Here is a 24,485-nt window from a genome sequence, read left to right on the forward strand (position 1 = left end):
GTGCGCCATCTGTGGTGGGACAAACGCTAGGCAATTCTTGAGCAAGCGACCTGAGCCTGACGCGTCACTGAATCTCGCTCAACGTCAAGGTAGATCGCTCATTCGACACACGAAGTTTGCTCACCCTGATGTGAAATAGCAAAAGAAGGCCCGAACGTCGCATCGTTCGGGCCTTCAGTGCGAGTAAGCAGGCCGACTTTCGACCCGCACGCGTTGGCTGGTGGCACCGTTACCTGGCTGTCCGGTCCTTGGCTGCAGCGGTTAAGACCCCCTTCGGGCGTTCCAGGATCCCTCTCTTTGGGATGCGAACCACCCCGTCTCTCGGGCCTTCCAGCGTCTTGCGGACGAGGTGCTCCAAAGACGAGATATTGGCATCGGCCGACTGCCTTCCGACGCGACCGCAATTGAGGCGCGTTTCGAGCGTTCTCGTCTCTCGGGCATCGCTGCTAAGTTAGCGAGCGAGACGGCGACCGACAATGCGGACATCTCCGCCATCGAGGCTTGGCCTTGGGGTAACACAGTCTCCGCGATCCTGTATGCCACCGCGCAAGCCACCGCCCACCACGTCCTTCGAGATCGAAGCCTGGACGAGCCAGCCGTCAACTCCTCCGTTCACGACACCTTGCTGAGACGGCTCGATGATGTAGCCCGAGCCTACAGATCTGCTGGTTGCGGCCTACCGCCGGGAAAATATCTCCACGCCGGCGCCGCGAAGATGGAGCGGACCAAGGATCATATGGGTGCCGACCTTGCCATTGTCGTCGGCGCGTCGGTGCTGGGTCTGCCACGCTTTCGCGTCGTTCTTATCCAAGCCAAGCACGCGGACGCCCGCCAGCGCGACCGAGCCAACGTCGGGCGCAATGAAGGGAGACAACTCGACAACCTGTTGTCAACCGGAATGGGTACTATCTCTTCTATCCTCGGGTCGTGACCGATGCAGAAGGGTGCGATACGCGAATTCTGCCGACACTCCGCCCTGCGCCTGCGGTGTTCGCGGACGTCGCGACCGCGGCGAGTACTTCCAACCGATACATGGTGGGTTGCCATGCCGACCGTGTCGGGAGCGTCGACGCCACGGATTTCGCCGAGTTCGTCGCATCGAGGATGGCGGGCGACGATTTGTCTGTCGACCGCCTGTTTCCTTGCGCTCAGAGCGCCGCCGCCGCCCTGGTCGTTAAAGGGAAGCCGCTGGTGCCACAGGTCCTAGATGCCGTAATGGGCCGGCCTTCGCGAGCATAGCCAGGTTGGGTGGCTGTCCCTCAGAATGAAGGTGTTGAAACGGAGTCCGAGCGATCGGCTCCAAACATCATGAGAGGAACAGCCATGGAACATTATGCGGGAATCGATGTCTCTCTGGAAGAGAGCAGCGTGTGCATTGTTGACGCGACCGGAACGATCATGCGCGAGGTCAAGATCGCCAGCGAGCCGGAGGCGCTGGTCCGCTATTTCGACGAACTGGAATTGTCTGTTAGTCGCATTGGGCTCGAGGCCGGGCCATTGTCGCAATGGCTGCATGCCGGGCTTGTGGCCGCCGGACGCGATGCGATTTTGCTCGAGACGCGGCACGTGAAGGCGGCGCTCTCGGCTATGACGGTGAAGACCGACCGGAAAGATGCACGCGGGATCGCCCAACTGCTGAGGATGGGATGGTACCGTCCGGTTCATGCCAAATCGGTGACTTGCAAGGATAGCCGAGCCCTTCTTGTTGGACGCAAGCTTCTGCAAGGCAAGCTTCTCGACGTCGAACTTAGCATCCGCGGGATCTTGCGCGGCTATGGGCTGAAGGTCGGAGAGGTCAGTCGTGGAAAGTTTGAGACGCGCATCCGGGAGCTGACAGCAGGCCACGTCACTTTGGAGACGGTGATTGGTGCGATGCTGGCGGCGCGGATGGCGTTGTGGTGCGAGTTCAGCAAGCTCCATCGCGAGATGCTGAAGATCGCGCGCGCTGATAAGGTCTGCCACAGATTGATGAGCACACCTGGCGTTGGGGCCTTGGTCGCCCTGACCTATCGCTCGGCGGTGGACGACCCGATGCGGTTTGGAAAATCCAGTACGGTCGGAGCCTACTTCGGGCTTACGCCCAAAAAATATCAATCCGGTGAGACCGATCGGGACGGTGGTGTCAGCAAGGTCGGCGACGCCATGGTGCGAACTGCGCTCTTTGAAGCTGCGCACGTCATGCTGACGCGGGCGATCCGCTTCTCGAGCCTGAAGCACTGGGCGCTCGACGTGGCCAAACGTCGGGGCATGAAGCGCGCCAAGGTGGCCCTTGCCCGCAAGTTGGGCGTCGTGCTCCATCGCATGTGGGTGGATGCGACCGACTTCCGCTGGAGCAAGGCCGCAGCGATGGCATAGGAGATAGAGCGTTCGGAGCGAGCCGAAACGGCACCGCTCTCCTGAGGTCCCGTCGCCGGGACGAGGGCTTGGCAAGGTCGTGTGTAGTGCTGTGAATGCTTCGGCAAACCACGCTTCCTAGATTGACCTGTCAGCTCTGGATCTGATGGCATAGTGTGGCGGCCTTCGCGCTGACCACGGACAGAAGCATGATCCTGGCGACGAGATATCGTTCAGAGGGGACTTGACGAACGAAGGCCCATTACAGAAGCATTACAGTTGCGTATTTTGTTGATCTCTGAATCCATGGATCACCATGATTCGGAGATTATGGATGACGGGCGCATCGATCGAGACGACACTGGAGCTTTGGGCGTCATCGTTGCGCGATGTGAAGGCACGGATCGCACCGTTGTTCACGCAGGCGCGGGTGGCGGCGTCGGCAGGCCTGTTTCTCGATGGCCTGCTGGGTGATGAGCGGCGCAAGACCGGCTGGATGCGGGCGTAGGCTGCCGGCGATCCTGGCCCCTGGCGCCAGCAGGCGCTTCTTGGACGGGGTCGCTGGGACGCCGATGCGTTGCGGGACATGGTGCGCGACTACGCAATGGAGACCTTGGCCGACCCGGACGCCGTGATGGTTGTGGACGAAACCGGGTTCCTGAAGCAGGGCAAGGCATCGTGCGGTGTGGGACGCCAGTACACAGGTTCGGCCGGCAAGATCACCAACTGCCAGATCGGCGTGTTCGCAGCCTACGTGTCGCGCCATGGCCATACCTTCATCGACAGGGCGCTTTATCTGCCCAAGGCCTGGACGGGCGACGCGGATCGGATGGCGGCCGCCCATGTGCCGACGGAGACAGCCTTCGCGACCAAGCCTGCTCTGGCCCTGGCCATGATCGACCGTGCGCTGGCCGCTGGCGTCCCGTTCGGTTGGGTCGCCGCCGACAGCGTTTATGGTGTCGGTGACATCGAGATGGCGCTGCGCCACGCCGGCAAGGGCTATGTGCTTGGCGTCAACGCCAATCATCATTTTGGCTCCTGGATCGGCAAGCCGCCAGTCGCCGGCACGGCCGAGGAGATCGCAGGCGCGCTTGATCCCGCGCTCTGGAAACGCCTGTCGGCGGGTGAAGGGACAAAGGGCGAGAGGCTTCACGACTGGGCCTATTGCGAACTCGCCGACCTCGACGCGGCCGAATACGACGAAAGCCGCTCGGGCCTTTGGACGCGGGGGTTTTTGGTCCGCAAAAATATCGCCGATGGCGCCCTGGCCTTCTTCTCGACATGGTGCCCGGCCGGAACCGACATGGCGACACTAGTCAAAGTCGAAGGCCACCGCTGGGCGATCGAAGACGGGTTCGAGACTGCCAAGAACGAACTTGGGCTTGACCACAACGAAACCCGTTCCTGGCATGGCTGGCACCGTCACGTCTCGCTCGTCATGCTCGCATTCGCCATGATGGCGGCCATCCGCCATCGCGCCAACGCCGCACCTCCCCAAAAAAGCACCCGAACCGTCCAACCGAAACTCATGCGGCCCTGATCCGCTGGTCGGTCCAGGAGATCCGGCGCATCGCCGTCAGGCTCGCCCAACGGCGCATCGAACCCGCACATATCATTGCATGGTCGCTCTGGCGAAGAGCACATCAGGCCGTCGCACGACAAGCGCATATCAAGTCAAATACGCAACTGTAATGCTTCTGTAATGGGCCTTCGTTCGTCAAGTCCCCTCTGAACGATATCTCGTCGCCAGGATCATGCTTCTGTCCGTGGTCAGCGCGAAGGCCGCCACACTATGCCATCAGATCCAGAGCTGACAGGTCAATCTAGGAAGCGTGGTTTGCCGAAGCATTCACAGCACTACACACGACCTTGCCAAGCCCTCGTCCCGGCGACGGGACCTCAGGAGAGCGGTGCCGTTTCGGCTCGCTCCGAACGCTCTATCTCCTATGCCATCGCTGCGGCCTTGCTCCAGCGGAAGTCGGTCGCATCCACCCACATGCGATGGAGCACGACGCCCAACTTGCGGGCAAGGGCCACCTTGGCGCGCTTCATGCCCCGACGTTTGGCCACGTCGAGCGCCCAGTGCTTCAGGCTCGAGAAGCGGATCGCCCGCGTCAGCATGACGTGCGCAGCTTCAAAGAGCGCAGTTCGCACCATGGCGTCGCCGACCTTGCTGACACCACCGTCCCGATCGGTCTCACCGGATTGATATTTTTTGGGCGTAAGCCCGAAGTAGGCTCCGACCGTACTGGATTTTCCAAACCGCATCGGGTCGTCCACCGCCGAGCGATAGGTCAGGGCGACCAAGGCCCCAACGCCAGGTGTGCTCATCAATCTGTGGCAGACCTTATCAGCGCGCGCGATCTTCAGCATCTCGCGATGGAGCTTGCTGAACTCGCACCACAACGCCATCCGCGCCGCCAGCATCGCACCAATCACCGTCTCCAAAGTGACGTGGCCTGCTGTCAGCTCCCGGATGCGCGTCTCAAACTTTCCACGACTGACCTCTCCGACCTTCAGCCCATAGCCGCGCAAGATCCCGCGGATGCTAAGTTCGACGTCGAGAAGCTTGCCTTGCAGAAGCTTGCGTCCAACAAGAAGGGCTCGGCTATCCTTGCAAGTCACCGATTTGGCATGAACCGGACGGTACCATCCCATCCTCAGCAGTTGGGCGATCCCGCGTGCATCTTTCCGGTCGGTCTTCACCGTCATAGCCGAGAGCGCCGCCTTCACGTGCCGCGTCTCGAGCAAAATCGCATCGCGTCCGGCGGCCACAAGCCCGGCATGCAGCCATTGCGACAATGGCCCGGCCTCGAGCCCAATGCGACTAACAGACAATTCCAGTTCGTCGAAATAGCGGACCAGCGCCTCCGGCTCGCTGGCGATCTTGACCTCGCGCATGATCGTTCCGGTCGCGTCAACAATGCACACGCTGCTCTCTTCCAGAGAGACATCGATTCCCGCATAATGTTCCATGGCTGTTCCTCTCATGATGTTTGGAGCCGATCGCTCGGACTCCGTTTCAACACCTTCATTCTGAGGGACAGCCACCCAACCTGGCTATGCTCGCGAAGGCCGGCCCATTACGGCATCTAGCGTGCGACCTAAGCGGGCGCCTCTCAATTCTCGAGTTCTTAGTCGCCATGAGGGGCTACGGCCTGGAGACGACCGCCGACGTGCCCTTCCCGAAGTACGAGGAACTGAAGTCCGATCACAAACCGGATTTCCCGTCATCCCCGGCGATGAGGTAGTCTGCCTTCAGGCATCCCAGTCGTCGACGCCTCAGCAGGTTACCAGCCCGAAGCATGGCGATACCCCCGTCAGTGGAGGAAATCTCGTCGACGGTAGCCCACCTGTCCGCATCGCGCAGCAGTTCCACGACCAACTGTTCGACGTCGTTGTAAGTCTCGCGCGGAAGAGAGCCCATCGTGAAACGGACGAACGCGTCGACGATATCGGGTTCTGTCACGAGCCTCCCATAGACAAGCCAGCGCCAGTGACCCTTTGCGCCGCCCTCGAGATAGATCCACGCAATCTTCTCCATCGCGACACCGATAAACAGTTCCGAGACGCGATCGAGGAGCCAGAGGATTCGCTCGCTGCCCGGCAATCCAGCGAGCATGCGAAGGAAGGACTCGTCGTGTTCGACGCATTCCAGAGTTCGATCGCGCGCGATGGCGAAGCGAAGCAGCCGATGAAGTCGCAAGGCGGCGTATGCCGCCGCAGACGGATGCTTGCCCCACGCCGCGCGGATCGAAGCGGTCGAAGCGGCGGCGAAGGCGGCCGGGTGGCGCAGCGGCACCTCTTCCAGGTCCGCGAAGGCGAGCACAAGATGTTCCGTCCACGCGACGGAATCGGCAACCGCCCGCAGGAGGTCGACCTCATCAAGGCTGGATGTCGACGGCATGACCCTCTCGCGCCTCTCCAAATTCCGCACCATCATGGCGAGTGCGGCAGTATCTTCACGAAGACAGGGGAAGCAGTCGAGAAATTCGCGAAGTGACGGGGTTCCCGCTTCGTCCGCCAAAATGCGGGCCAGTTCAGAGCGAATCACGTTCCGAACTCCAGTTCCGAAAGAGCCAGCGCTCTGTGTCAAGTCCGGCGGCCACTGCGGAACCGTCGATGCCCACCTGAGCAATCCATGCGTTCAGCCGCTCGCCGCCGATGCCCGAAAGGCCCTGAAGAGTCCTTATATCTAAGGCCGCGACGTCGTCGGCAGCGCTGCCCAGATTGATGTGTCTCAAGCTCTCCTCCCAAGCGTGCCATCTTCGAGGATGCATCCGGCTTACGCGCACTGCAAGGCCACATGAATCCGGACGGGACGACCCTGCCCTCTGAGAAGAGATGAGGCCGTGTTCCTCGCTCGCAAACCCGCACTTGGAACTTCTCGAGGCCGCCGGTGACTGTCCTATGCCTGCACTGTCAGGCACGGCCACGTGGATTGCAAAAACCACGTCGCTGCCGGGTATTCCACTTCCACAATGATAGTCATCTGATGCGCGAATCCACTGACAGCTTAGTTTCTCAAATCGGGGGCGACCGTCCATCCACCTCATATCCTGGCTGTTTTCGTGCCGGGTCGCTTTTCGCCTCACATATGATCTGTTTTCGAAAGCCGCATTGAAGAGCGGGATGCTGTTTTCCCGGTACTCGCGACCATCCATTCGCCACTTCATCGTTTGCAACTCGCGAAAAATGCGACATCCAAACTATGAGGTCGCCCTCGCGAGATTGGGGCAGTCTCAGAATGCGAAGTTGGCATCCGTCTCTGCCCCTCGCAAACGGTAGAATTCCCGCGCGACGTGGTCTTCGATTTGGGCGTTGGTATGCGTCGGATGGCAGGTCAACGTCGAAAATCGATTAGGTCGAAAATCCATTATCCGGGTCGCGAAACGCATACAATTCATCTTAACGTCGAAAAAGGCTTGCTTATTATGAAGCATCCCAGCTCCATTCCCACTCGGAGAGGGCCTTCGGCCGCCAGAGGACACGAACCGTAGGCGGGAAAACTTTTCCCCACAGAGGGGCTCCCTTAGGAAGCGGTCGCTGGCCGCTCCTGAATCTCAGTCCGACGGCCTGACTTGTAGAACGTCGCGTCCGAGATGCCGGCCTTGCGACATACCTCCGCGACAGGCGTTCCTTCATCCGCCTGGCGCAAAATGAATTGGAAGAAGCGCTATGGCGGTTTGACGCCGTCCGAGGTCAAGCGCATGCGCCAGCTCGAGGACGAGAATAATCGGCTGAAGAAGATCGTCGCCGACCTGACGCTCGACAAGGCAATGCTGCAGGATGTCCTGTCAAAAAAGCTCTGAAGCCTGTTCGCCGCCGCCGGCTTGTCGATGAGGTTCGGGCGGACTGGAAGGTGTCGATCCGCCGGGCATGCGCGACGTTCCTGATCGACACGTCGCTCTATCACTATAAGTCGAAGCGCTGCGACCAGGCTGCCTTGAAAGCCAGGATCAAGGAGATCACAGCGACGCGGGTGCGCTACGGCTACCGTCGTGTCCATGTATTGCTGCGCCGGGAGGGATGGCCTGTGAACGCCAAGCGAATCTATCGCCTCTACAAGGAGTTGGGCCTGCAAATCCGCAACAAGACGCCACGGCGACGGATGAAGGCGAGGCTGCGCGAAGACCGGACAGAGGCCGTGCACTCCAACGATGTCTGGGCCATGGATTTCGTTCACGACCAGTTGGCAACAGGCCGCAAGATCCGGGTGCTCACCGTCGTCGACACCTTTTCGCGCTTCTCGCCCGCGGTAACAGCCGGAAAACTCCACCTTCCGGCGGTCCAAAGAATGGTATCGGATCAGCCCCCCCGGAAGTTCCGGCCCGGGGCGATCCAAAGACGGGTAGCACGTCAGAGCGCTTCGCATTAAGCCCAATACTGCCTGATTGCTTGCAGCCGTCGTTGAAATGATCATCATGATAACCATTGGAGAAATGAAATGGTCGAGAAAGAGACAACGAAAATTACACAGCAGAAAGATGGGCGCTACCCTGTCGGATCACGCAAACACCGCCAACTTGTGCTCAAAACCATGAAGGTGTGTGCCAAGTCGGGCGACGTCAGAATGCTTGGCAAGTACCTAGCTAAAACCGACAAATTGCTCCAGAGCTCGCGCCGGTCTCATACCCTCGAGCGCATTCACGCATTCTTCCTTGAGGGCCAGGCTTTTGAGAACAAGCATGGAATTGGTGCGGCCATGGATCTTGAAGATCCTTTGGTGAGGTAGCTAATCAGCCTAGACGTCTTTCCCTCACGAATGTTGCAGAATGCCAACAAGGTTTCACGTGACCCCAAATTGGTCGCACCTCGCTGGAGAGACTATGGAATGAAATCCGAGGTGTCCTCACCGACACCTTGACCTTCATGTTGATTCCGACCTTCCCAATCCGATTCGGCTGGATACAATGCATCCTCTTCCTCTTTGAATTCGGCCATGAAGCCGATCGGGCCAAACAAGCGATATGGTCCTCCTTTTTTCCGGCCGTTTTTGCGCTCCACTCTGTAATTCGGGGGCAAGCCGATGACGAAATGAGGCTCCCATCCAGTTGAACTGGGCAGAATAGGCATGGTATCGGGCAAGGGCAGGCTTCAGAGGAACTTAGTGCGCTTCGCCTTTTCCAGCGAAACTATTAAGATCCGCCAAATGTTCGTTGCCCCGGGTCTGCACTAACACCTTCCCAGTCGATGGCAGGTGGTGAGCTGCAGTGACGCCTCTTTGCCTCCATGGGCCGATGGCGAACTAGAGCGGTTTTCCCTTAATCGGAGTCGTTTGTTTGCAGTGAACGGCTTGTTCTGATTCCCTGATCGAAGTGATTTGCGGAAGGAGCAGCGGCATGGCACGAGCTTACAGCCTGGATTTGCGGACGCGTGTTATCGAGGCGATAGAGGCAGGCCTGTCGACCCGAGAAGCGGCACGGCGGTTTGCCATCGGGATATCGACGTCTGGTGCATGGTATCGGGCCTGGCGTTCGAGCGGCAATCTGGAACCTGGGCGGCAGGGCAAGCCGAAGGTATCGAAGCTGGACGCGCACGAGACTTTCATTCTCGCCTTGGTCGAGACCGATGAGCGGGACATCACGCTTGCCGAGATCGTTGATCGCCTTGCGGCAGAGCGCGGGGTCAAAGCCAGCCTGACGACGGTCCATGCGTTCTTCGCAAAGCGTGACATCACGTACAAAAAAAGACAGCGCACGCGGCCGAACAGCAGCGACCGGATGTTTTGGCAGCGCGGGAAGAGTGGTTCGAAGGCCAACTCGATCTCGATCCGAGCCGCCTGTTCTTCATCGACGAAAGTGGCCTCAATACCAAGATGGCCCGGCTACGAGGCCGCTCTGCGCGTGGACAGCGTTGCCGGGCGGCTGTTCCTCATGGGCACTGGAAATCCACGACCTTCACGGCCGGCCTGCGCCTCGACGGGATCGTCGCACCCTGGCTCCTGGACGGCGCCATGGATGGCGAAGCATTCCTGGTCTACTTGCGCCGCGTCCTCGTGCCGACGCTTCAACCCGACGATGTCGTCGTGATGGACAACCTGCCTGCTCATAAAGTGGTCGGTGTCCGCGAAATCATCGAGGCTGCGGGGGCTTCCCTTCGCTATCTTCCGCCCTACTCCCCGGACTTTAACCCCATTGAGATGGCTTTCGCCAAGCTGAAGGCTTTACTGCGAAAGGCAGCAGCCCGGTCCATCCCGGAATTATGGGACGCCGTGGCCGTCGCCATCGATCGTTTCCACCCCAAAGAATGCGAAAACCTGTTCGCCCACGCCGGCTACGATGCCTAACCGTGATTATCCAGAAACTGCTCTAGCGAGCGCTTTCGCCTCATATCTTGGCCGTTTTGACCTTGCGGCTACTTTTTGCCTGAAATCTGAGCTGTTTTCAGAACCCTCGCCGAAGTGCGCGACAGCCATCAGCCCGGACGCATGGCCAGCATTGCCCTCTCGCGATCAACGAACCTTCACCTCCAGGTTGCTACCGTTGCAGGTAGGCGCTCCTCTGCGAACGGTGAAAGGTTTCGGAGATGACAGAATTCCTGAATTTGAAAACGAAGTACCCTGACCTGATTCCGATCCGGATGGATTTCGAGTGCGGGCCGGGATGGGAAAAGGTACTGGACAAGTATTTCGGCGAAGTGGCCGCGGCCCTGCCGTCAGAAACGCGCCTGCGCCTCGAAAGGGTCTACGAGAAGTATGGGAGCCTGTGGGTTGACGCGATGCCCGAGGGCCCTGTGGCGAACTTGGTTCACCTTGCGCTAGACAAGGCCGAGGTCCTCGCCGACTCGCGCTCCTATCGATACTGCGAGACCTGCGGCGAGCCAGGCGGCCTCCGAGACAAGCACTGGCTTTACGTTGCGTGCGAAGCCCATGCCAACGGAGCGCCCCTCTCCCGCCAGACGAACGCGGGATCAAACTCGACGGTGTTGCCTACGAATATGATGGGGCCTGGACTTGGTCGTTGTCACACGGAGGGCGAAACGTCCGACTGAGGCGAAGCGTTGACGCTGTGCCTCAGAGCGTGAATTTGGCTTCTCTCTCGGCCGCTCGCAGCCGGTAGAATTCCCTGGCGACATGATCGCCGATTTCAGCGTTGGGATTCTCTGACGGTATAAGGCGGTCGAGGCCGTCTGGCGTGAATATGTCACCGACCTGAACTGCAGCGTCGCCAGGATCGTCAACCTGCAGAACCCAATTGCGCGAAGGCACTTGTCCTGCCGCAACGAAGGGATCGCTCCAGCCGCGCCAGCCATCATTGCCCGCAGTGAGCTTCAACCCGTTAAGATCTCGACGCGGAAGCGGCAACAGGCTAGCGAGTTCGCGTGCTTCCTGCTGGTTTATGTTCGCGGCGAAGACTGCGTACTGGGCATCGGGTGTTCGGATCGTCAGGCGAGCCGCCCTGTGGCTCGGGCCTTCGTGGTCGAGCGGAAATGGAAAGATCATGCTTTCAAGGACGGCGAATCCCTTCCGTCCGACTTGGAAAAGATCGTGCTCTATTGGGAACGGTTCTGCGGACATTCTCGAACTCCAGTTTCCCGAAGAGCTTGCGGCGGCCTGAAGCAAGAATCCAATCCCGGAGGTGCGCGAACCTAGCGCGTCGCCGCGATCGAAATCCCAGCGAGGAAATTAGGGGAGCGCTGACTCTGTTGGTGGCAGATAGGCACTCACTACGACAAGTGGCTCAAAGGCAACCCCCCGATATAGGGCGCCGCCAGCAAGGCGACCTGCCTTCCCGAAAGGCTTCCCTTCGTGGCTGCCGCGATCGCGACAATCGCGCTCCACTCGTCCGCCATCGCGACGAGTTCAACCACATTGGAACCGATACTGTCCGTGACCAATTTTCGGAGTAAGGTTTGGTTCTAGCCCGCTTGATGCACGGCGATCGGCTTTCGGCGGCCTGCATCGGCGATCTGGCCGCCCTCGGAGTGCATTTTGACAAGCCTCGTCGGGCGCCGGCGATGATCCGTCGTGATGGAAGGCGGGGGTTTGCGGGTTGAGGTCGGCGGGTTTGTTTCGGGACGTCTGTGCGCAGGATGCGCTGGTCGGGGCAGGAGGTCGGCAGGTGCAGGCGGATCTGGGTTTTCATCTCGACCACGCGGGCGGCGATCTTGATGAGGCGCAATCGCAGCGTGTCGAATTGGGCGACGGCAAAGCTCGAGCGTTTCGGCATCGCGGCGCGCAGGCCCCACATCAGCCAGTAGGCGCCGGCATGCAGGAACAGCCGGAACTGGTTGGCCGTCGCTCTTGTGCAGGAGGTGCGGTCGGCGGCGAGATGCGTCTTCCACGACTTGATGTGGTTCTCGGCAGCGCCGCGCCGGCAGTAGACATCCTCGTAGAGCGCCTTGGCCTTGCCACTTGCAAGGTTGGTGACGATGAAGCGGGTATCGGCACCTTGGGCGCCGACCTCGACGCGGGCGATGATGCGCTCTACGCGGCTCCAACTGGCGGCGCCGTCAAAAAACTCCTTGAAGCGGCGGACCTTGTTCGTCTTCGATGCTTCAAAGCGCGCCATCGTGCTGGTTTCCAGGTCCGCGACATGCTTGCGCAGGGTCGTGGTGGGCGCCACGCCGAGGATGAAGTCGACATCGTTGGCGCGGCACCAGTCGATGACCTGCGGACTACAATAGTGGCTGTCGGCCCGGATCAGGATGCGGATGTTCGGCCAGTTGCTGCGGATCGCCCGCACCAGGCGGCGCAGGTGGGGGCGGATTTCTGCCCCGCTCGGCCGCTTCGCTGGTCGCAGGACCGCACCGACGAACCGGCCGTCGCCATCGAACACAACAATCGGCTGGAAGCCGTATTCGTCGTGATGGGCATTGAACAGGCGGAGCTGCTGGCCGCCATGCACGGCGTCAAAGGTGTCGTCAATGTCGAGCACGATCCGCGTCGGAACCTGGCGGAAGGAAGCGCAATAGAGGTCGACCATCGCACTGCCCATAACGACCAGTTCCCGCACGCCGGGCAGGTTCTCCAGCCGGCACATCGTCGACTGGGAGGCCAGATCCCGCCCCGAAGGCAGCGCATCCTGGGCCATCTTGAAGATCGGATCGGAGCGCAGCCGGTTGGCGTCGTTGCCATCCTCGTAGCCGGCGGCAATCATCTTCATGCGGAAGCCGATAATATCGGACACGCTACGGATGACCTGGTCCGGACGGCGCGGATCGTCGATGCACCGTGCCAGACGCTCGGCCACCCGCAGCCGCTTCTCCACCTCGGCCAGTGCCAGAACCCCACCGTTGGAAGAGAGCATGCCGCCGTCGAAACGGGCGACGACGCACTTGCCGCGAACAGATGACAAACCGCTCAGCGGCAGCGTAAGATCATTCATGGCGGGTGTGGTCTCCGGGAAATGGTTCGGATCGGCTTAAGCAACCAAATCCTACGTCATTTCAACGGCTTGCACCACATCCGCCAACCCGCCATGAATTTTTCGGGCTAGCTAATCGATGACATCTGGGTCGCCAATGCACAATGCCCAAAGTATACACCCCCAGCCTTCACGAAACGACAAGCTTTGGTCGGAGTAGTGCTCGTCCGCGTCTTGGGTGACGGCTGGAGCTGGAGCGGTCGTTACAACGGCCAACGCCGTGGCAGCAAGTATCGTTCGTGGCCAGTGAGACCGCAATTTCAGGAGCCTCGGGCGCGCCACAGCGTCTTTTTCTGAGGTAGGCATTTTTCGTTTTCCTTTTGGATCATCACAGATTTGAAGAGGGGTCTGGTGTTATGTGCCATTGGGAGAGCCGGCGAAGCAGATATTCATGTGGTCGTCATAGATTCCTCCTGAATGTTTGTTTTACGAGAACCCTTATGGCAGCCCTATCTGACAGCCTGAAAGCGGTCTGCGGGATGGCGATCCTGTCTGATCGCAGCGAGATCCAACCGAGCTGGGGCGGTGCGACGGGATGCGCAGCCTGTATTGCGTTCGGACGAATGTCATGTGAACTCCTGGGCTAAGACTGCGCGACGGCCATGTCGGAACACGGTATCATGGCTATGAATATGCAATTGGCATGCCACCAAACGGGTTGTGAGCAGCGACCCCAAATCGGAGGAGTCGTCCGCTGGCCGGCTTGATCCTAACCCCCAGGATGTTTGGATCTGAACACAGATTTGTCGTCAATCGGACACGGACAAAATGCTGTGACCAGCTGGGCACCGGTGCTGACGCTTTGGTCAGACAGGCCAGAGACGTTGATACAGCGGGACTGTCAGGATTTCCGTGTGCGGTCGGGCGGTTGAACATTACGCCGCCATGGCCTTGATGAAGCGTTCACCGAAGATGACGGCGAACTGGGCCTTGGCCATGGACCACTCACGTGGCGGCATTTTCCACTCTTTCTCGGACCGGTTCAAGATCAGATAGAGCAGCTTGGTGGCTTGGTGGCGGCTTCGTCGCCGGAGAAATGGCCCCTGGCCCTGACGGCCGCCTGAGCTTCGAGTTCAGGGCCTCGATGGCATTGGTCATATAGATGATCCGGCGCACGGCATCGGGGAAGGCGAAGAAGGGGACGACCTCGCTCCAAACACGCCGCCAGCTCTGGCCAATCGCGGGATAGCGCTTGCCCCATTCACTGGCCTCGAAGGTCGTCAGCGCCTCCTCGGCGGCCTGAGCGTCGACGGCACGGTAGATTCCCTTCAGGGGCTGTCACGAGCGGCTTGCGATCCTTCCAGGACACGAAGTCCATTGAGTTCCGGCAGGAAGAGTACGGCGGGCCGCCAGAAGGTAGGGATCGACGGAAATCCGGGCATGAGCACGACCGCCGTCGCCCTGCGGCGTACGTGCAGTAGTATCCTGCGCGCGTCAGGCTCTCGTCATCGAGATGCCAGCCGTCGGCAGCGTTCCCGTCACGGAAGCGAAGATCGAAGGCGCTGAGGGAGGCGTACTCGGGCAACGGACCCGCATGCGCACCGATGGCCAGCTTGATACGAGCGGCGATATCCATGATTTGGATCCTTTCTTTGCACGATAAATGACGTCGCTCACCAGGTGGCGAGGGTCATATGCGTGCGAAAGAAAGGGCGCTCGTGAACATGGGGCGCGCCTATACATAAGCGAACCAAGGGAGTCGAGATCCTCAGCAAAAAGAATATTGCCTATCTAATTTGTAGGTTAATCCTGTTGAAATCCCTTCGTTGGATTTTTACGGAACTGAGCTTGGTCTTATCCTGCGCTCGTTTTGCCCGACAAATACAGAAACGGCAGGAAGTCAGGTCAATCCTCTGAGTTCCCAAACGGGATCAGAATCAAAGGCGCTTCTGTCAATGCAACTAGCTTCACGCCGTTCAACGGGCGGACGGCTGCGCGACGGGCCGGGTCGAATATCAACCGCACCTCGTCCTGATAGCCATCTTCGAGGCCGCTGACCAAAGCCAAGATGAAGTCGTTGCCGCGTTCCTTGGCGCGCTCGTATTCGGCGTTGGACATCTCGATCGACCCCTGTGGCGCGCGGCCGGTCGCTTTCATTTCGACGAAGGTCTTCCAGTCGATCGCGCCATCGGCTCCCACGCCATGCCGGCTGCGGAAATCAACCAGCAGTTCCTCCGCAGAGGTTTCCAACGCCTGCGTAAGCAACTCCCATCCGCGTTGTTCCAGATCGCGATCGGTGTAGGCCGTCGGTGCCGTGCGCGATCCGGGATCGAACGGCTTTGTTGGAGGCGGCGTGTCGTGCAGCTTCGGCTTTACCGGTGGTGGCGCCGGCTTCGGATCACTGCCCGGCACCACCGTGGCGCCTAGAATGGGACCAACGTTGTTTTTAAGAGTACGAGGCTTCGAGGCGGGGCCTTTTCCACCCGGTGTGCTCACCGAGATTTTCTTTTTCGGGGCCGCGTTGATCTTGGCGGCGCGGTCTTCCATCGCCTCAACGTGTTCCTCGTCCGATGCGAGGCGAATGGCATCGGCCGCGGTCTCGCGCGCCTCCTGCCAGGCCACCACCCACTCGGCCTCGATGCCGCGGCGCGAGGCATGCGGGAACAGCGACGCGATCGCGTGGCCACCGTACTCGCGCTTGGCCACGGCCTCGTCCCAGACATGCAGTTCGAGCGGATCCCGCACGATCAACGCCTGAAGCTGGATCGGAATCTTCATCGCCGACAATTCCTCGTCCCTCGCTAGAACCGCAATCGGACCGGCATGTACGAACAACGGAATCTCCCGCAGCGCGTCCCAACTGATCGCCATGCGCTGACGCACCTCTGGGTCGTTGCGCGCCAGTTCATCGGACAGGTGATCGACCGCCTGCCGGAAGTGCGCGCGCGTCCCATCGCCAAGATGCCGTCTCGCGATCATCCGCGACGACCAAGGTGGGCTCGCTCCGCGTTACGCCTGTGAAGACTATGAACGACGCCAGTTCGCGAAGGTCGCAGGGCGGCGTCCAGAATTTCATTGCGGGTAGCGCCTTCGCCAATTGCGATCGAAGTTCGGATTCCTCGACCAGGAAAATCGGCCGCTCGGACTCCCAACGATCGCCGCAGTACAGCGACAGGGTTTTCATGCGTTCGCGGTGCCGTCGCTCCGCTTCGGCCAGAAGCGGCTCCATGTAGCGATACACGTCGATCAGGCGTGACGTGACCCCCACGTCATACGCTTGCCCCGCCAGCGACTTCAAGAACGTAAGGCAGTCATCAAGCGTGGGCTCGCGCACATCCAAGGCCGACCAGAGGCTCGCAATGGCCGGTCCAACCGGCACGAAGCGCGAGCGGTCATGAAAGATATCCTTGCCGCGCATCAGCTCGTTGCCTTCGCCAAACATTGCCGCCGATGTGGATAAGCCCTTGGTTCTCCGTGAAAGCCTTGCGCAAATCCTGGGCGGTCATGTCGCCGATGCGGGTGTTCCACACGACCGCGCGGGGCACGTATTGGGCGGTCATGTCGCCGATGCGGGTGTTCCACACGACCGCGCGGGGCACGTATTTCGCTATGTTGCGATAGATCGCCATGACCTGCGCGTCATCGACGGCCTCGACCCCATCGCGCGTCTCGCGCAGCAGTTTGACCAGATCGCTGACCCGCACCGAGGTGACCAACCCAAGCGTCGCCGCGAAGTCCGCAGTAAAATCCCCCAGATCGATGCCGACCGCGAAGCTGGTAACAGAGCGCTGTCTTCACGCGTACGCGATACTGCCCAAGTCAGGTGTTTGATCCTTGCTTAATCCGCCCCGATCCTGCCTCAGGCAGATCGGGAGACAGAGAATGAGGCGTAGCAAGAACACAGACTTCCTTGACGGCCGAGACTTCGCTGCGGAGGTACTCGGCGACGAGGGGTTCCGGCGTTGCCCGAACTATGTTGTTCAATTCCGACGCTTGCCGCATCAAGAAGCGGGAATTCCGCCCTTTTGGGAGTTGCACGTCCACAGCTCCCGGAACTCCTATACGGTCAACGTTGGCATTCCGGCCGACGAACTGGACTTTGCCATCCAGCGTCTGCCCGAGCCCTCTCCGGAAAGAGAAGGGGTCGTGTTCGTGCGGGTGGCAGCAGAAGTGATTCTTCCCGAAGACATCAGGCGGCTCTGCGGCGAAACACTTTTCGCCTTCCTGATCTACAAAGTCGTATCCGCTCCACCAGGATCATCCTTCAGGAATGGTCAGCGCTATAACGACGCCGATCTGGCGCGTCCGATCGGGTCAACCGAAGCGGACAAGGCGGCTAACGAGAGGCGGAAGCGAACTCTCCTGAATAGGTTTGCCGAGGAGCCAGAAGAAGGCTACTTGCCCTCCCCCCGGTTCTGACCCGTTTAAAAGTTGGCGCGTCATCGAACAGCAAGTCGCCGGCAGCCCCGCCGATGACGGCGTACTGCTCCTCGAAACCCGCGAAGTGCTCTACGAAGCGCTCGATGCCCTTCACCATTTGAAGTTCTCCAAGAGAGAGAGGCGGCAGCCAGCGCCACCCGTTCGTCGGGATTGTCCTGAAACTGGATATAGAGGGGAAAGCGGATCCACCGAGCGGTTTCCTCCCAAGGGAACGGGATCATAGGACCAGCTCTCAACCTCGAAGCGGTCCCGGTAGGGACGATGGTTGCCCATCGCCCCCCGGCCAGATCCGTACGTGCGGCACTACCGCATACGGCTCCTATCGGATGTTGTGACGGTGAACCGAGCATCTGGATGCGGATGCACCAGCCGACATGGTGGCAGGTATTTGCGAAGCAGCCTTTGGAAACGATCCCAAGACAGCCGGTTTCGTTGGCTTCGACGCATCAAAGCGTGTCGCCAAGCGCGACCAACTTCCCAGCGGAACCCTCCCAATCTTCGTAGATTGTCTGGCACCGCATGGTAGTTCAAATACCCCTGTAACACTTGCCGTAGCCACCGACCTACTACTGCCACCGGTTCATGGCGTCGTCGCATTAGCGTTTCCCGAATGGCCGCCAGCGTCGTGCGCATGCGCTTCTTGATCGTCAGACGGACAATCTTGAAGCCCCCATCATTGCGCCGCCTGCCACAGCAATGCGTGAATCCCAGAAAGTCGAAAGTCGTTGGCTTGCGGATACCACGTTCCCGGCATTGTCGCGCAGCATACCGCCCAAAGCGTATTAGCCGCGTCTTTTCCGGGTGTAGTTGCAAGCCGAACTGAGCGAGACGCTCCCGCAATGCTTGCAGGAAGCGCTGCGCCTCTCCTTCGTACTGGAACCCAATCACGCTGTCGTCGGCATAACGTACAATGATCACGTCGCCTTTAGCATCTCGAGTACGCCATTGCTGGACCCATAAATCCAATGCGTAATGCAGGTAGATATTCGATAGCACGGGGCTAATTACAGAGCCTTGAGGAGTTCCTCGCGTTGATGCCACGCGGCGGCCATCCTCAATCGTGCCCGCTTTCAACCATTTGTGGATCAGACGAATCAGCTTGCGGTCACCAACTCGATGCGACAGGAAACGAACCATCCACTCGTGATCGATTTCATCGTAAAACGAGCGATTATCCGCGTCCAGTATCCAGTTGATCTTCCGTTGTCGATCCCAACCCACAAGGCGTCCAGCGCGTCATGCTGTCCCCTTCCTTGTCGGAACCCATATGAGAAGCCGAGGAAGTCTTGCTCATAGATCGCGTTCAGAACCGTGGTGACGGCCATCTGCACGACTTTTTCTTCCAGCGCTGCAATGCCGAGGGGACGGAGTCTTCCGTCATTCTTCGGAATGTAGACCCGTCGGGACGGTTGTGCACGATATGCACCGGATTGAATCTCCCAATGTAATTCGTGCACACGCCCGTCGAGCATCTTCTCATAGTCGTACCACGTCACGCCGTCCACACCGCTCGCCGCCTGCTTGCGAAGCGCATGGAAGCTCTCCACCAATAGCGTCGGGGTAATGTGGTGCATCAGCGTCGTGAAACGCAACTTCGGGTCCCGTTTGGCGGCTTCCCGTACGCCCTCGATACCCATCGAAGCGTGTTTGATCCGGCTCTGCGTCCGGCACGCTGGAGTTTCGAAGACGTTCCCTCCGATTACACCCCTTCCCTCCATTGCCTCCGCAGGATCATCTCCCTTGTTCGGCAACTTCTGCGGTACTATGGGTGTATCCGACTTCTCATCAGCGTCGATGACTGGCTTGTGGTCAGCGACCTTCCCAGTCCCGTCCAGTCCATTTGCACTGGACACTGATGAGATCTCGCTGCTTCCGTATGAAAGACTTCCCGGCACATGCACAGGGTCTCCGACCGCGCGGGATCGGGGCATGGCTTGCGATTAACGCCATGCACCGTGTTGCCTTCCGCTTCGCTTAACAGCGTCGGCATCCCGAATTGATCATTTCGCGGCTCAATGGCCGGCCTGCCGGTTTCCCCTGTCAACGCTTCGACGCACACCTCGCGATGTGCCCCGCATGACTCGGGGTCAGAGTGATTCGCCACTTCTTCTCCGTATTGAACTTTCATCAACTATCTTTCATCGGCTTTGCAGCCGCACTAAGCGCTAATTTCCTGGCACCTTTTCGCGTTGAGGTCTCTGCCGCATGAAGTGTCCACTTAAAATAGGTGGACACCAAATATGAGTGACGATGATCAGAAACTGCGTGTGGGGCGCGATGGGCGACGCCGGTACGATCCGGGATCAAAGGCGCGGCTTGTTGAGGCCTGCCTTGAGCCTGGTGTGTCGATATCAGGCCTCGCGCTTGCCCATGGGGTCAATGCCAACCTTCTGCGCAAATGGGTCAAGGATGCCAGGGAGGGTTACTCCTCGGCGGTATCTGGCAGCTCGGCGTTTATCCCAGTCATCGCAGCAAACTGTAGCCTGCCTGTCGGGACCTGCTCGCTGGACATGCCGGTCGCGTGTAGTGAAGAACAACCGGCATCACTGAAGAAGACGGCCCGTCTGTCAGGTTCTTCCAAAATCAGCGCGTTGCTGCCGAACGGCGTGAAGCTTTCGCTGGAATGCGGTGATGTGGATGCGTTGACGGCGATCATTGGAGCACTGGGCCATGTTCAGACTGGGCGCTGATATCAAGGTCTACCTGCATCGCGAGCCGATCGACTTTCGCGCCGGCATAAACAGCCTTGCGGTCCTGGTGCAGGAGGTGATGGAGCTTGACCCGTTTGCGCCTGCGGTCTTTGCGTTTTGCAATCGCCGCCGCGACCGGATGAAGTTGTTGTTCTTCGATCGGTCCGGTTTTGTGATGGTCCTGAAGCGATTAACGGAAGACAAGTTTCGTTGGCCGCGCCGGGAGACGGCGGTGGTTACGCTTTCGACCGAACAGCTCCATTGGATTCTCGACGGCATCGACATCGACGCGATGGTCCGCCATCCGGTGCGGCAATACCAGATCGCCGGCTGACAGCGCTCAACGTGTGCGGTTGACGGGGCGAAACGGTTCAGATTCAAGAATCTGATGACCCGACCCGGCGAACCCACTGTTGAGGAGTTGATGGCGCGCATTGCGGCGCTGCAGGCAGAGAACCGTCAGCTCACGGAACGCGTGGTCAAGCTCGAGGAAGAGTTGGTACTGGCGCGGCTTCATCGTTTTGCGCCGAAGAGCGAAAAGCACGTGGACCGTCTCTTCAATGAAGCCGAGGTTGCCGATGAAGACGACGCCGGCGGCGGCGATGGCGAGGTCATCGACCTGCCGGACACTGGCTTTGCGTCCGCTGGAAAGCCGGAGGGAAAGAAGCGTGGCCGCAAGCCTCTACCGGAACACCTGCCGCGCGAACGCGTCGAATATGACCTTGCCGACGATCAGAAGGCCTGCCCCTGCTGCCGTCACCAGATGCATCGCATGGGTGAGGCCGTCACCGAGCAGCTTCATATCGAGGTGCAGGCAAAGGTCCTGCAGAATGTTCGGTTCAAGTATGCCTGCCGCCATTGCGATCGCACCGGCATCAACACGCCGGTTATCATCGCGCCGATGCCCGCGCAGCCCTTGCCGGGCAGCATCGCCACGGCCTCGACGCTGGCCTTTGCTCTTGTTCACAAATACGTCGACGGCACGCCGCTCTATCGTCTGGCCCAAGCCTTCGAGCGCGCCGGCGTTCCTGTCAGCCGTGGCGCACTGGGTCACTGGGTGATCGGCTCGAGCGAGAGGCATCTCTCCCGCATCTATGACGCGCTGAAGCTGCGGCTCAGGTCGCAGTCCCTCATCCACGGCGACGAGACGACGGTCCAGGTGCTGAAGGAAAAGGACAGGGAGGCCACCAGCACATCTTACATGTGGGCGTATCGCAGCAGCGAGGACAGTGACGAACCGATCGTTCTTCTCGATTATCAACCCGGCCGCGGCCAGATTTATCCGCAGGCCTTCCTCGGCGATTACCGCGGCATCCTGATGAGCGATGGCTATACCGCTTGGCGCACGCTGGCAGGGGCCACCCATGTTGGATGTATGGCCCATGCCAGACGTCGCTTCGTGGATGCCCTCAAGGCAAGAAAGAAAGGCGGCGGTCCGCCGGAGCAGGCGCTGAAGTTCTTTGAACAGCTCTACCGGATTGAAAAGCAAGCGCGCGACGAAAAACCGGACAAAGGTGAAACGCAGGCCAGCTGCATTCGCCGCTTCCGCCAGCAACACAGCGTCCCCATCCTGAACGCCCTCAAGGTATGGCTCGACGACATCGCCCCGAAGGTCTTGCCCGATAGCAAGATCGGCGACGCCGTGTCCTACACCCTGAACCAGTGGGAATACCTGACACGCTACACAGAAGACGGCAGGATGCCGATCGACAACAACCTCCTCGAACGCGACATCAGAATCTTTGCCACCGGCAGAAAGTCCTGGCTGTTCAGCGACACCGTGGACGGAGCCAGGGCGAGCGCCGTCGTCTACAGCCTCATGCTGACATGCCGAGCTTGCGGCATCGAGCCCTTGGCATATCTGCGCCACGTCCTCAGCGAACTGCCGCAGCGCGCAACAGATGCCGACATCACAGACCTGCTGCCCTTCAACTTCGCCAAAGCCGACGCGGCCTGATCAAAAGCGACCGCAGGATACGCCCATCACATCAACCGGACCGCATCAACGTGCATGGAAATGAGCGCTTACCTCGAAGCCGCTTTCCCCAGCCGTGTCAGTTTCCGGAAACGTCACGCTGCCCCAAGACCTCGAGGCGACGGCAAACACGGGCACTATCGGCGGGCCGAGATCCGATAGCATCGATTGGGCGCTCTCTCCGGCTAAGGGGAGATCAGGGTGCCCGAGGGATGGCGGGAAGGCCTTGGTTGTGTTGGGGCGGGGGTCAAATACCTCGTCCATTACCGTGGTTTGCAAGACCAAGGCCATCGCCCTGGTTGACATGACAGCGACCTTGGAAATCAGCCTGCCTGACGTAAGCGTAGACCGTATCCAGGCACCTGTGAAGACACGAGCGGCCTCGGCTGTCGCCAGGCGCGAATACCTCGCCCAGATCGAGATAGACTTCTCCGCCCGAAACGCGCGGAACTTGATCTTGAAGGCCGAAAACCACCCGGGAAAACCTGCTGAGCCCACTCAGGTATACAACTTTGCCTCTGCCAGGTACACAACTTTGGGTGTGGAATATCTTCCTAAAAAATCAGACAATGATTTCAATAGGTTCCAGAGGGGTCAGGATACAACTTTGAGTGCCCGACCAAAAAATGGTGCCACACTCAAAGTTGTGTACCTGGAAGCCAAAGTTTTATACCTGCAGGATTCCTAATGGAATGTGCAAGGATTCGTAGCATTTGGCCCCTGCCCTCTTAACCCTCATGAGGGTCGGGTGAACAGTTCCGCTCCAGTCTCGTAGCCGGCTCCGCAGGATCTCGCAAGGGGCGCTGGAGAGCAGGGTTAACAACGGGCGTCTTGCTCCCTCCCGTTGCTGAAGAACGTAGTGGTGAACGACATCGGTCAAATGGCGTCGACCTGGCTGGCAAACCAGGTTTCAATAGCCACGGCATGCGGTCTAACGAGCGTGGGAGGAAATGATGGGTATCGTTAATTTGACCGATCTGGAGAAGCAGTCGCTTCAGGCAATAGATGTCCATGAAATGGATCGCCTGATCGAGAAGGCGATCCAAGAAGAGAACGCGTTGGTGCTCAACGGATTACCCCTGCACTCCTGCGGAGAATACGTCAGAACGGAGCTGTATCGCTTCGAGCAAGCATTGAGGGAACTTAGGGCAGCGAAGTCCAACAAGAAACGCGAGGAGGCTCTCTATCGCGTCCAGAGAGCCCGCGAGCCCTTGTCAGGATCAGTCTACGGCATGAAGCATCGGATGGCGGAAGACGAGAAGGAAGCTGAGCTTTTCCGCGTCAACGACCACGTCTTCCACCCTCACAGTTTCTTTGATCGAACGTTGGAGGTTCGGGTCTCATATGAGTGGCGGCGATCCAAGGACGACGAAGAGTGGAAATACGGGGCTATAACCTTCACTCATGAGGTCCTGCCGCAGCGTCCCCGTTATCCTCAAACCGCTCCCAAGAAGAAGCCGAGTGCCTCAAAGCAGCGCCAAGACCTCGAGCGCGAGTTGGCCGATACTTGGGAGCGCATGATGGAAAAAGCGCTATACGCGGTTCGTGATTATTTCCGGGAGGGCCGCGACGGGAGCCTGATCCCGGAGAGCTTCAAAGCGAAGCCTGACCCTTATGGTGGGTACTTGAATAATAGCAGCCTCAGGTTCTGGGAATAGGTCTAACGAGGTAGCTTCGTGGTCATCGTTGGGGCATACCGATACGACCTGTCAGGTGGCACGAATACCTAGCCGAGCGCGAGATAGACTTTCCGGCACGGAATGGCCTCGACACTGATCTTGAAGGCAGAAAACCACCCGGGAAAACCTGCTGAGCCCACTCAGGTATACAACTTTGCGTCTGGCAGGTACACAACTTTGGGTGTGGAATATCTTCCTAAAAAATCCGCCAATGATTTCAATAGGTTCCAGAGGGGTCAGGATACAACTTTGGGTGTCCGACCAATGATCGACCATGGCTGCGCCAGCGGGCTGGCCGGCACCGCGAACAGGAGCACCGCCGAGGCTCCCATCGGCGCCACCAGCAGCGGCACGTGCGGGCCGTTGCCGAGCAAGGCCGCCGATCACGCCGGTCAGCGCAATGCCGATCGTCGCGCCGATACAGGCCGATGATGCGCTCGCGCAGCATCGCGCCGGCAAGGATGGGGACAAAAAGGCGGAAGGCCATGGAATGGCTGAAAACCTCAGACTTGATGCGAAACTCGTCATTGCGGCGTGATCGCCCGCAATGACGCCAGAC

Annotated in this window: 20 protein-coding genes and 6 pseudogenes; 12 read left to right on the top strand and 14 right to left on the bottom strand. The window is 59.5% G+C overall.

Annotated elements, in window-relative coordinates; translation table 11 throughout:
* Nucleotides 1-349 precede the first annotated feature (349 nt).
* The 3 genes and pseudogenes from ACFSOZ_RS24265 to ACFSOZ_RS24275 all read left to right on the top strand — a co-directional run bounded on the left by ACFSOZ_RS24265 (nt 350) and on the right by ACFSOZ_RS24275 (nt 3,874).
* Nucleotides 350-931 (top strand): hypothetical protein, encoded by a 582-nt coding sequence (locus tag ACFSOZ_RS24265; RefSeq protein ID WP_379101970.1) that lies wholly within the window; start codon nt 350-352, stop codon nt 929-931.
* A gap of 392 nt (nt 932-1,323) precedes the next feature.
* Nucleotides 1,324-2,355 (top strand): IS110 family RNA-guided transposase, encoded by a 1,032-nt coding sequence (locus ACFSOZ_RS24270; protein ID WP_378976624.1) that lies wholly within the window; start codon nt 1,324-1,326, stop codon nt 2,353-2,355.
* A 295-nt stretch (nt 2,356-2,650) separates the two neighbouring features.
* Nucleotides 2,651-3,874, top strand: a pseudogene (locus ACFSOZ_RS24275) (IS701 family transposase).
* Nucleotides 3,875-4,278: 404 nt separating this feature from the next.
* Here ACFSOZ_RS24275 and ACFSOZ_RS24280 read toward each other — a convergent pair.
* The 4 genes and pseudogenes from ACFSOZ_RS24280 to ACFSOZ_RS24295 form a co-directional block, all read right to left on the bottom strand.
* Complete coding sequence (locus ACFSOZ_RS24280; protein WP_378976624.1) at nt 4,279-5,310, bottom strand: IS110 family RNA-guided transposase; 1,032 nt, start codon at nt 5,308-5,310, stop codon at nt 4,279-4,281.
* A 235-nt stretch (nt 5,311-5,545) separates the two neighbouring features.
* The gene (locus tag ACFSOZ_RS24285; protein WP_379101972.1) at nt 5,546-6,388 is read right to left on the bottom strand and encodes a hypothetical protein; all 843 of its coding nucleotides are present in this window, start codon (nt 6,386-6,388) and stop codon (nt 5,546-5,548) included.
* The gene (locus tag ACFSOZ_RS24290; RefSeq protein ID WP_379101974.1) at nt 6,375-6,578 is read right to left on the bottom strand and encodes a hypothetical protein; all 204 of its coding nucleotides are present in this window, start codon (nt 6,576-6,578) and stop codon (nt 6,375-6,377) included. Before ACFSOZ_RS24290 ends, ACFSOZ_RS24285 begins: the two co-directional genes overlap by 14 nt.
* Before the next feature lie 839 nt (nt 6,579-7,417).
* A pseudogene (locus tag ACFSOZ_RS24295) lies at nt 7,418-7,495 on the bottom strand (transposase); the annotation flags it as partial.
* 1 nt (nt 7,496) lies between these two features.
* Between ACFSOZ_RS24295 and ACFSOZ_RS24300 the strand changes: the two are divergent.
* Both ACFSOZ_RS24300 and ACFSOZ_RS24305 read left to right on the top strand, forming a co-directional pair.
* Nucleotides 7,497-8,095 (top strand): annotated as a pseudogene (locus ACFSOZ_RS24300) (IS3 family transposase); the annotation flags it as partial.
* Nucleotides 8,096-8,281: 186 nt separating this feature from the next.
* Nucleotides 8,282-8,569, top strand: a complete 288-nt coding sequence (locus ACFSOZ_RS24305; protein ID WP_379101975.1) for a hypothetical protein — start codon at nt 8,282-8,284, stop codon at nt 8,567-8,569.
* A gap of 92 nt (nt 8,570-8,661) precedes the next feature.
* Here the strand turns inward: ACFSOZ_RS24305 and ACFSOZ_RS24310 are convergent, their stop codons facing one another.
* A complete protein-coding gene (locus ACFSOZ_RS24310; protein ID WP_379101977.1) occupies nt 8,662-8,922 on the bottom strand; it encodes a hypothetical protein in 261 nt (86 codons plus the stop codon).
* 254 nt (nt 8,923-9,176) lie between these two features.
* On the opposite strand from ACFSOZ_RS24310, the gene ACFSOZ_RS24315 reads away from it, so the two are divergent.
* A protein-coding gene (locus ACFSOZ_RS24315; RefSeq protein WP_417568611.1) for an IS630 family transposase occupies nt 9,177-10,123 on the top strand; the annotation gives its coding sequence in 2 pieces (ribosomal slippage) (nt 9,177-9,518 and nt 9,521-10,123; 945 coding nt in all).
* 239 nt (nt 10,124-10,362) lie between these two features.
* On the top strand, nt 10,363-10,827 hold the full coding sequence (locus ACFSOZ_RS24320; RefSeq protein WP_379101979.1) for a hypothetical protein: 465 nt from the start codon (nt 10,363-10,365) through the stop codon (nt 10,825-10,827).
* 22 nt (nt 10,828-10,849) lie between these two features.
* Here ACFSOZ_RS24320 and ACFSOZ_RS24325 read toward each other — a convergent pair whose 3' ends face one another.
* The 6 genes and pseudogenes from ACFSOZ_RS24325 to ACFSOZ_RS24350 form a co-directional block, all read right to left on the bottom strand.
* Nucleotides 10,850-11,398: a hypothetical protein gene (locus tag ACFSOZ_RS24325; RefSeq protein ID WP_379101981.1), complete on the bottom strand. Its 549-nt coding sequence runs from the start codon at nt 11,396-11,398 to the stop codon at nt 10,850-10,852.
* Between the two features lie 466 nt (nt 11,399-11,864).
* A pseudogene (locus ACFSOZ_RS24330) lies at nt 11,865-13,163 on the bottom strand (IS1380 family transposase); the annotation flags it as partial.
* 914 nt (nt 13,164-14,077) lie between these two features.
* A pseudogene (locus ACFSOZ_RS24335) lies at nt 14,078-14,529 on the bottom strand (transposase); the annotation flags it as partial.
* A 518-nt stretch (nt 14,530-15,047) separates the two neighbouring features.
* On the bottom strand, nt 15,048-16,121 hold the full coding sequence (locus ACFSOZ_RS24340; protein WP_379101983.1) for a protein NO VEIN domain-containing protein: 1,074 nt from the start codon (nt 16,119-16,121) through the stop codon (nt 15,048-15,050).
* Nucleotides 16,048-16,560, bottom strand: coding sequence for a hypothetical protein (locus tag ACFSOZ_RS24345; RefSeq protein ID WP_379101985.1), 513 nt, complete (start codon nt 16,558-16,560; stop codon nt 16,048-16,050). Before ACFSOZ_RS24345 ends, ACFSOZ_RS24340 begins: the two co-directional genes overlap by 74 nt.
* Entirely contained in the window at nt 16,535-16,858 is a 324-nt protein-coding gene (locus ACFSOZ_RS24350) for a hypothetical protein (RefSeq protein ID WP_379101987.1), read from the bottom strand. The genes ACFSOZ_RS24345 and ACFSOZ_RS24350 overlap by 26 nt, the downstream gene beginning before the upstream one ends.
* A gap of 166 nt (nt 16,859-17,024) precedes the next feature.
* Between ACFSOZ_RS24350 and ACFSOZ_RS24355 the strand changes: the two genes are divergently transcribed.
* The gene (locus tag ACFSOZ_RS24355; protein ID WP_378924697.1) at nt 17,025-17,561 is read left to right on the top strand and encodes a hypothetical protein; all 537 of its coding nucleotides are present in this window, start codon (nt 17,025-17,027) and stop codon (nt 17,559-17,561) included.
* A 324-nt stretch (nt 17,562-17,885) separates the two neighbouring features.
* Here the strand turns inward: ACFSOZ_RS24355 and ACFSOZ_RS24360 are convergent, their stop codons facing one another.
* Both ACFSOZ_RS24360 and ACFSOZ_RS24365 read right to left on the bottom strand, forming a co-directional pair.
* Nucleotides 17,886-18,779, bottom strand: a complete 894-nt coding sequence (locus tag ACFSOZ_RS24360; protein WP_379102041.1) for a reverse transcriptase domain-containing protein — start codon at nt 18,777-18,779, stop codon at nt 17,886-17,888.
* The gene (locus ACFSOZ_RS24365; RefSeq protein WP_379101989.1) at nt 18,677-19,477 is read right to left on the bottom strand and encodes a hypothetical protein; all 801 of its coding nucleotides are present in this window, start codon (nt 19,475-19,477) and stop codon (nt 18,677-18,679) included. The genes ACFSOZ_RS24360 and ACFSOZ_RS24365 overlap by 103 nt, the downstream gene beginning before the upstream one ends.
* Before the next feature lie 345 nt (nt 19,478-19,822).
* On the opposite strand from ACFSOZ_RS24365, the gene tnpA reads away from it, so the two are divergent.
* The 4 genes from tnpA (at nt 19,823) to ACFSOZ_RS24385 (ending at nt 23,905) form a co-directional block, all read left to right on the top strand.
* Nucleotides 19,823-20,272 carry an IS66-like element accessory protein TnpA gene (gene tnpA / locus ACFSOZ_RS24370; RefSeq protein WP_379101991.1) on the top strand — a complete coding sequence of 150 codons (450 nt, stop codon included), beginning with the start codon at nt 19,823-19,825 and terminating at the stop codon, nt 20,270-20,272.
* Nucleotides 20,253-20,606, top strand: a complete 354-nt coding sequence (gene tnpB, locus ACFSOZ_RS24375) for an IS66 family insertion sequence element accessory protein TnpB (RefSeq protein ID WP_379100304.1) — start codon at nt 20,253-20,255, stop codon at nt 20,604-20,606. The genes tnpA and tnpB overlap by 20 nt, the downstream gene beginning before the upstream one ends.
* A 54-nt stretch (nt 20,607-20,660) precedes the next feature.
* Nucleotides 20,661-22,229, top strand: a complete 1,569-nt coding sequence (tnpC, locus tag ACFSOZ_RS24380) for an IS66 family transposase (protein WP_379101993.1) — start codon at nt 20,661-20,663, stop codon at nt 22,227-22,229.
* 968 nt (nt 22,230-23,197) lie between these two features.
* Nucleotides 23,198-23,905 (top strand): hypothetical protein, encoded by a 708-nt coding sequence (locus ACFSOZ_RS24385; protein WP_379101995.1) that lies wholly within the window; start codon nt 23,198-23,200, stop codon nt 23,903-23,905.
* Between the two features lie 281 nt (nt 23,906-24,186).
* Here ACFSOZ_RS24385 and ACFSOZ_RS24390 read toward each other — a convergent pair.
* Nucleotides 24,187-24,413: pseudogene (locus tag ACFSOZ_RS24390) on the bottom strand (HPP family protein); the annotation flags it as partial.
* Nucleotides 24,414-24,485: the final 72 nt, after the last annotated feature.

This window comes from Mesorhizobium newzealandense (genome assembly GCF_042682145.1).
In the GTDB taxonomy this organism is placed as follows: Bacteria; Pseudomonadota; Alphaproteobacteria; order Rhizobiales; family Rhizobiaceae; genus Mesorhizobium; species Mesorhizobium newzealandense.

Excerpts from the sequence above, each read along its gene's own strand:
- ACFSOZ_RS24305 (WP_379101975.1), top strand. The coding sequence starts at position 8,282 with ATGGTCGAGAAAGAGACAACGAAAATTACACAGCAGAAAGATGGGCGC.
- ACFSOZ_RS24355 (WP_378924697.1), top strand. The coding sequence starts at position 17,025 with ATGAGGCGTAGCAAGAACACAGACTTCCTTGACGGCCGAGACTTCGCT.
- tnpC (WP_379101993.1), top strand. The coding sequence starts at position 20,661 with ATGACCCGACCCGGCGAACCCACTGTTGAGGAGTTGATGGCGCGCATT.
- ACFSOZ_RS24340 (WP_379101983.1), bottom strand. The coding sequence starts at position 16,121 with ATGATCGCGAGACGGCATCTTGGCGATGGGACGCGCGCGCACTTCCGG.
- ACFSOZ_RS24345 (WP_379101985.1), bottom strand. The coding sequence starts at position 16,560 with ATGCGCGGCAAGGATATCTTTCATGACCGCTCGCGCTTCGTGCCGGTT.
- tnpA (WP_379101991.1), top strand. The coding sequence starts at position 19,823 with ATGAGTGACGATGATCAGAAACTGCGTGTGGGGCGCGATGGGCGACGC.
- ACFSOZ_RS24385 (WP_379101995.1), top strand. The coding sequence starts at position 23,198 with ATGATGGGTATCGTTAATTTGACCGATCTGGAGAAGCAGTCGCTTCAG.
- ACFSOZ_RS24320 (WP_379101979.1), top strand. The coding sequence starts at position 10,363 with ATGACAGAATTCCTGAATTTGAAAACGAAGTACCCTGACCTGATTCCG.
- ACFSOZ_RS24280 (WP_378976624.1), bottom strand. The coding sequence starts at position 5,310 with ATGGAACATTATGCGGGAATCGATGTCTCTCTGGAAGAGAGCAGCGTG.
- ACFSOZ_RS24270 (WP_378976624.1), top strand. The coding sequence starts at position 1,324 with ATGGAACATTATGCGGGAATCGATGTCTCTCTGGAAGAGAGCAGCGTG.
- tnpB (WP_379100304.1), top strand. The coding sequence starts at position 20,253 with ATGTTCAGACTGGGCGCTGATATCAAGGTCTACCTGCATCGCGAGCCG.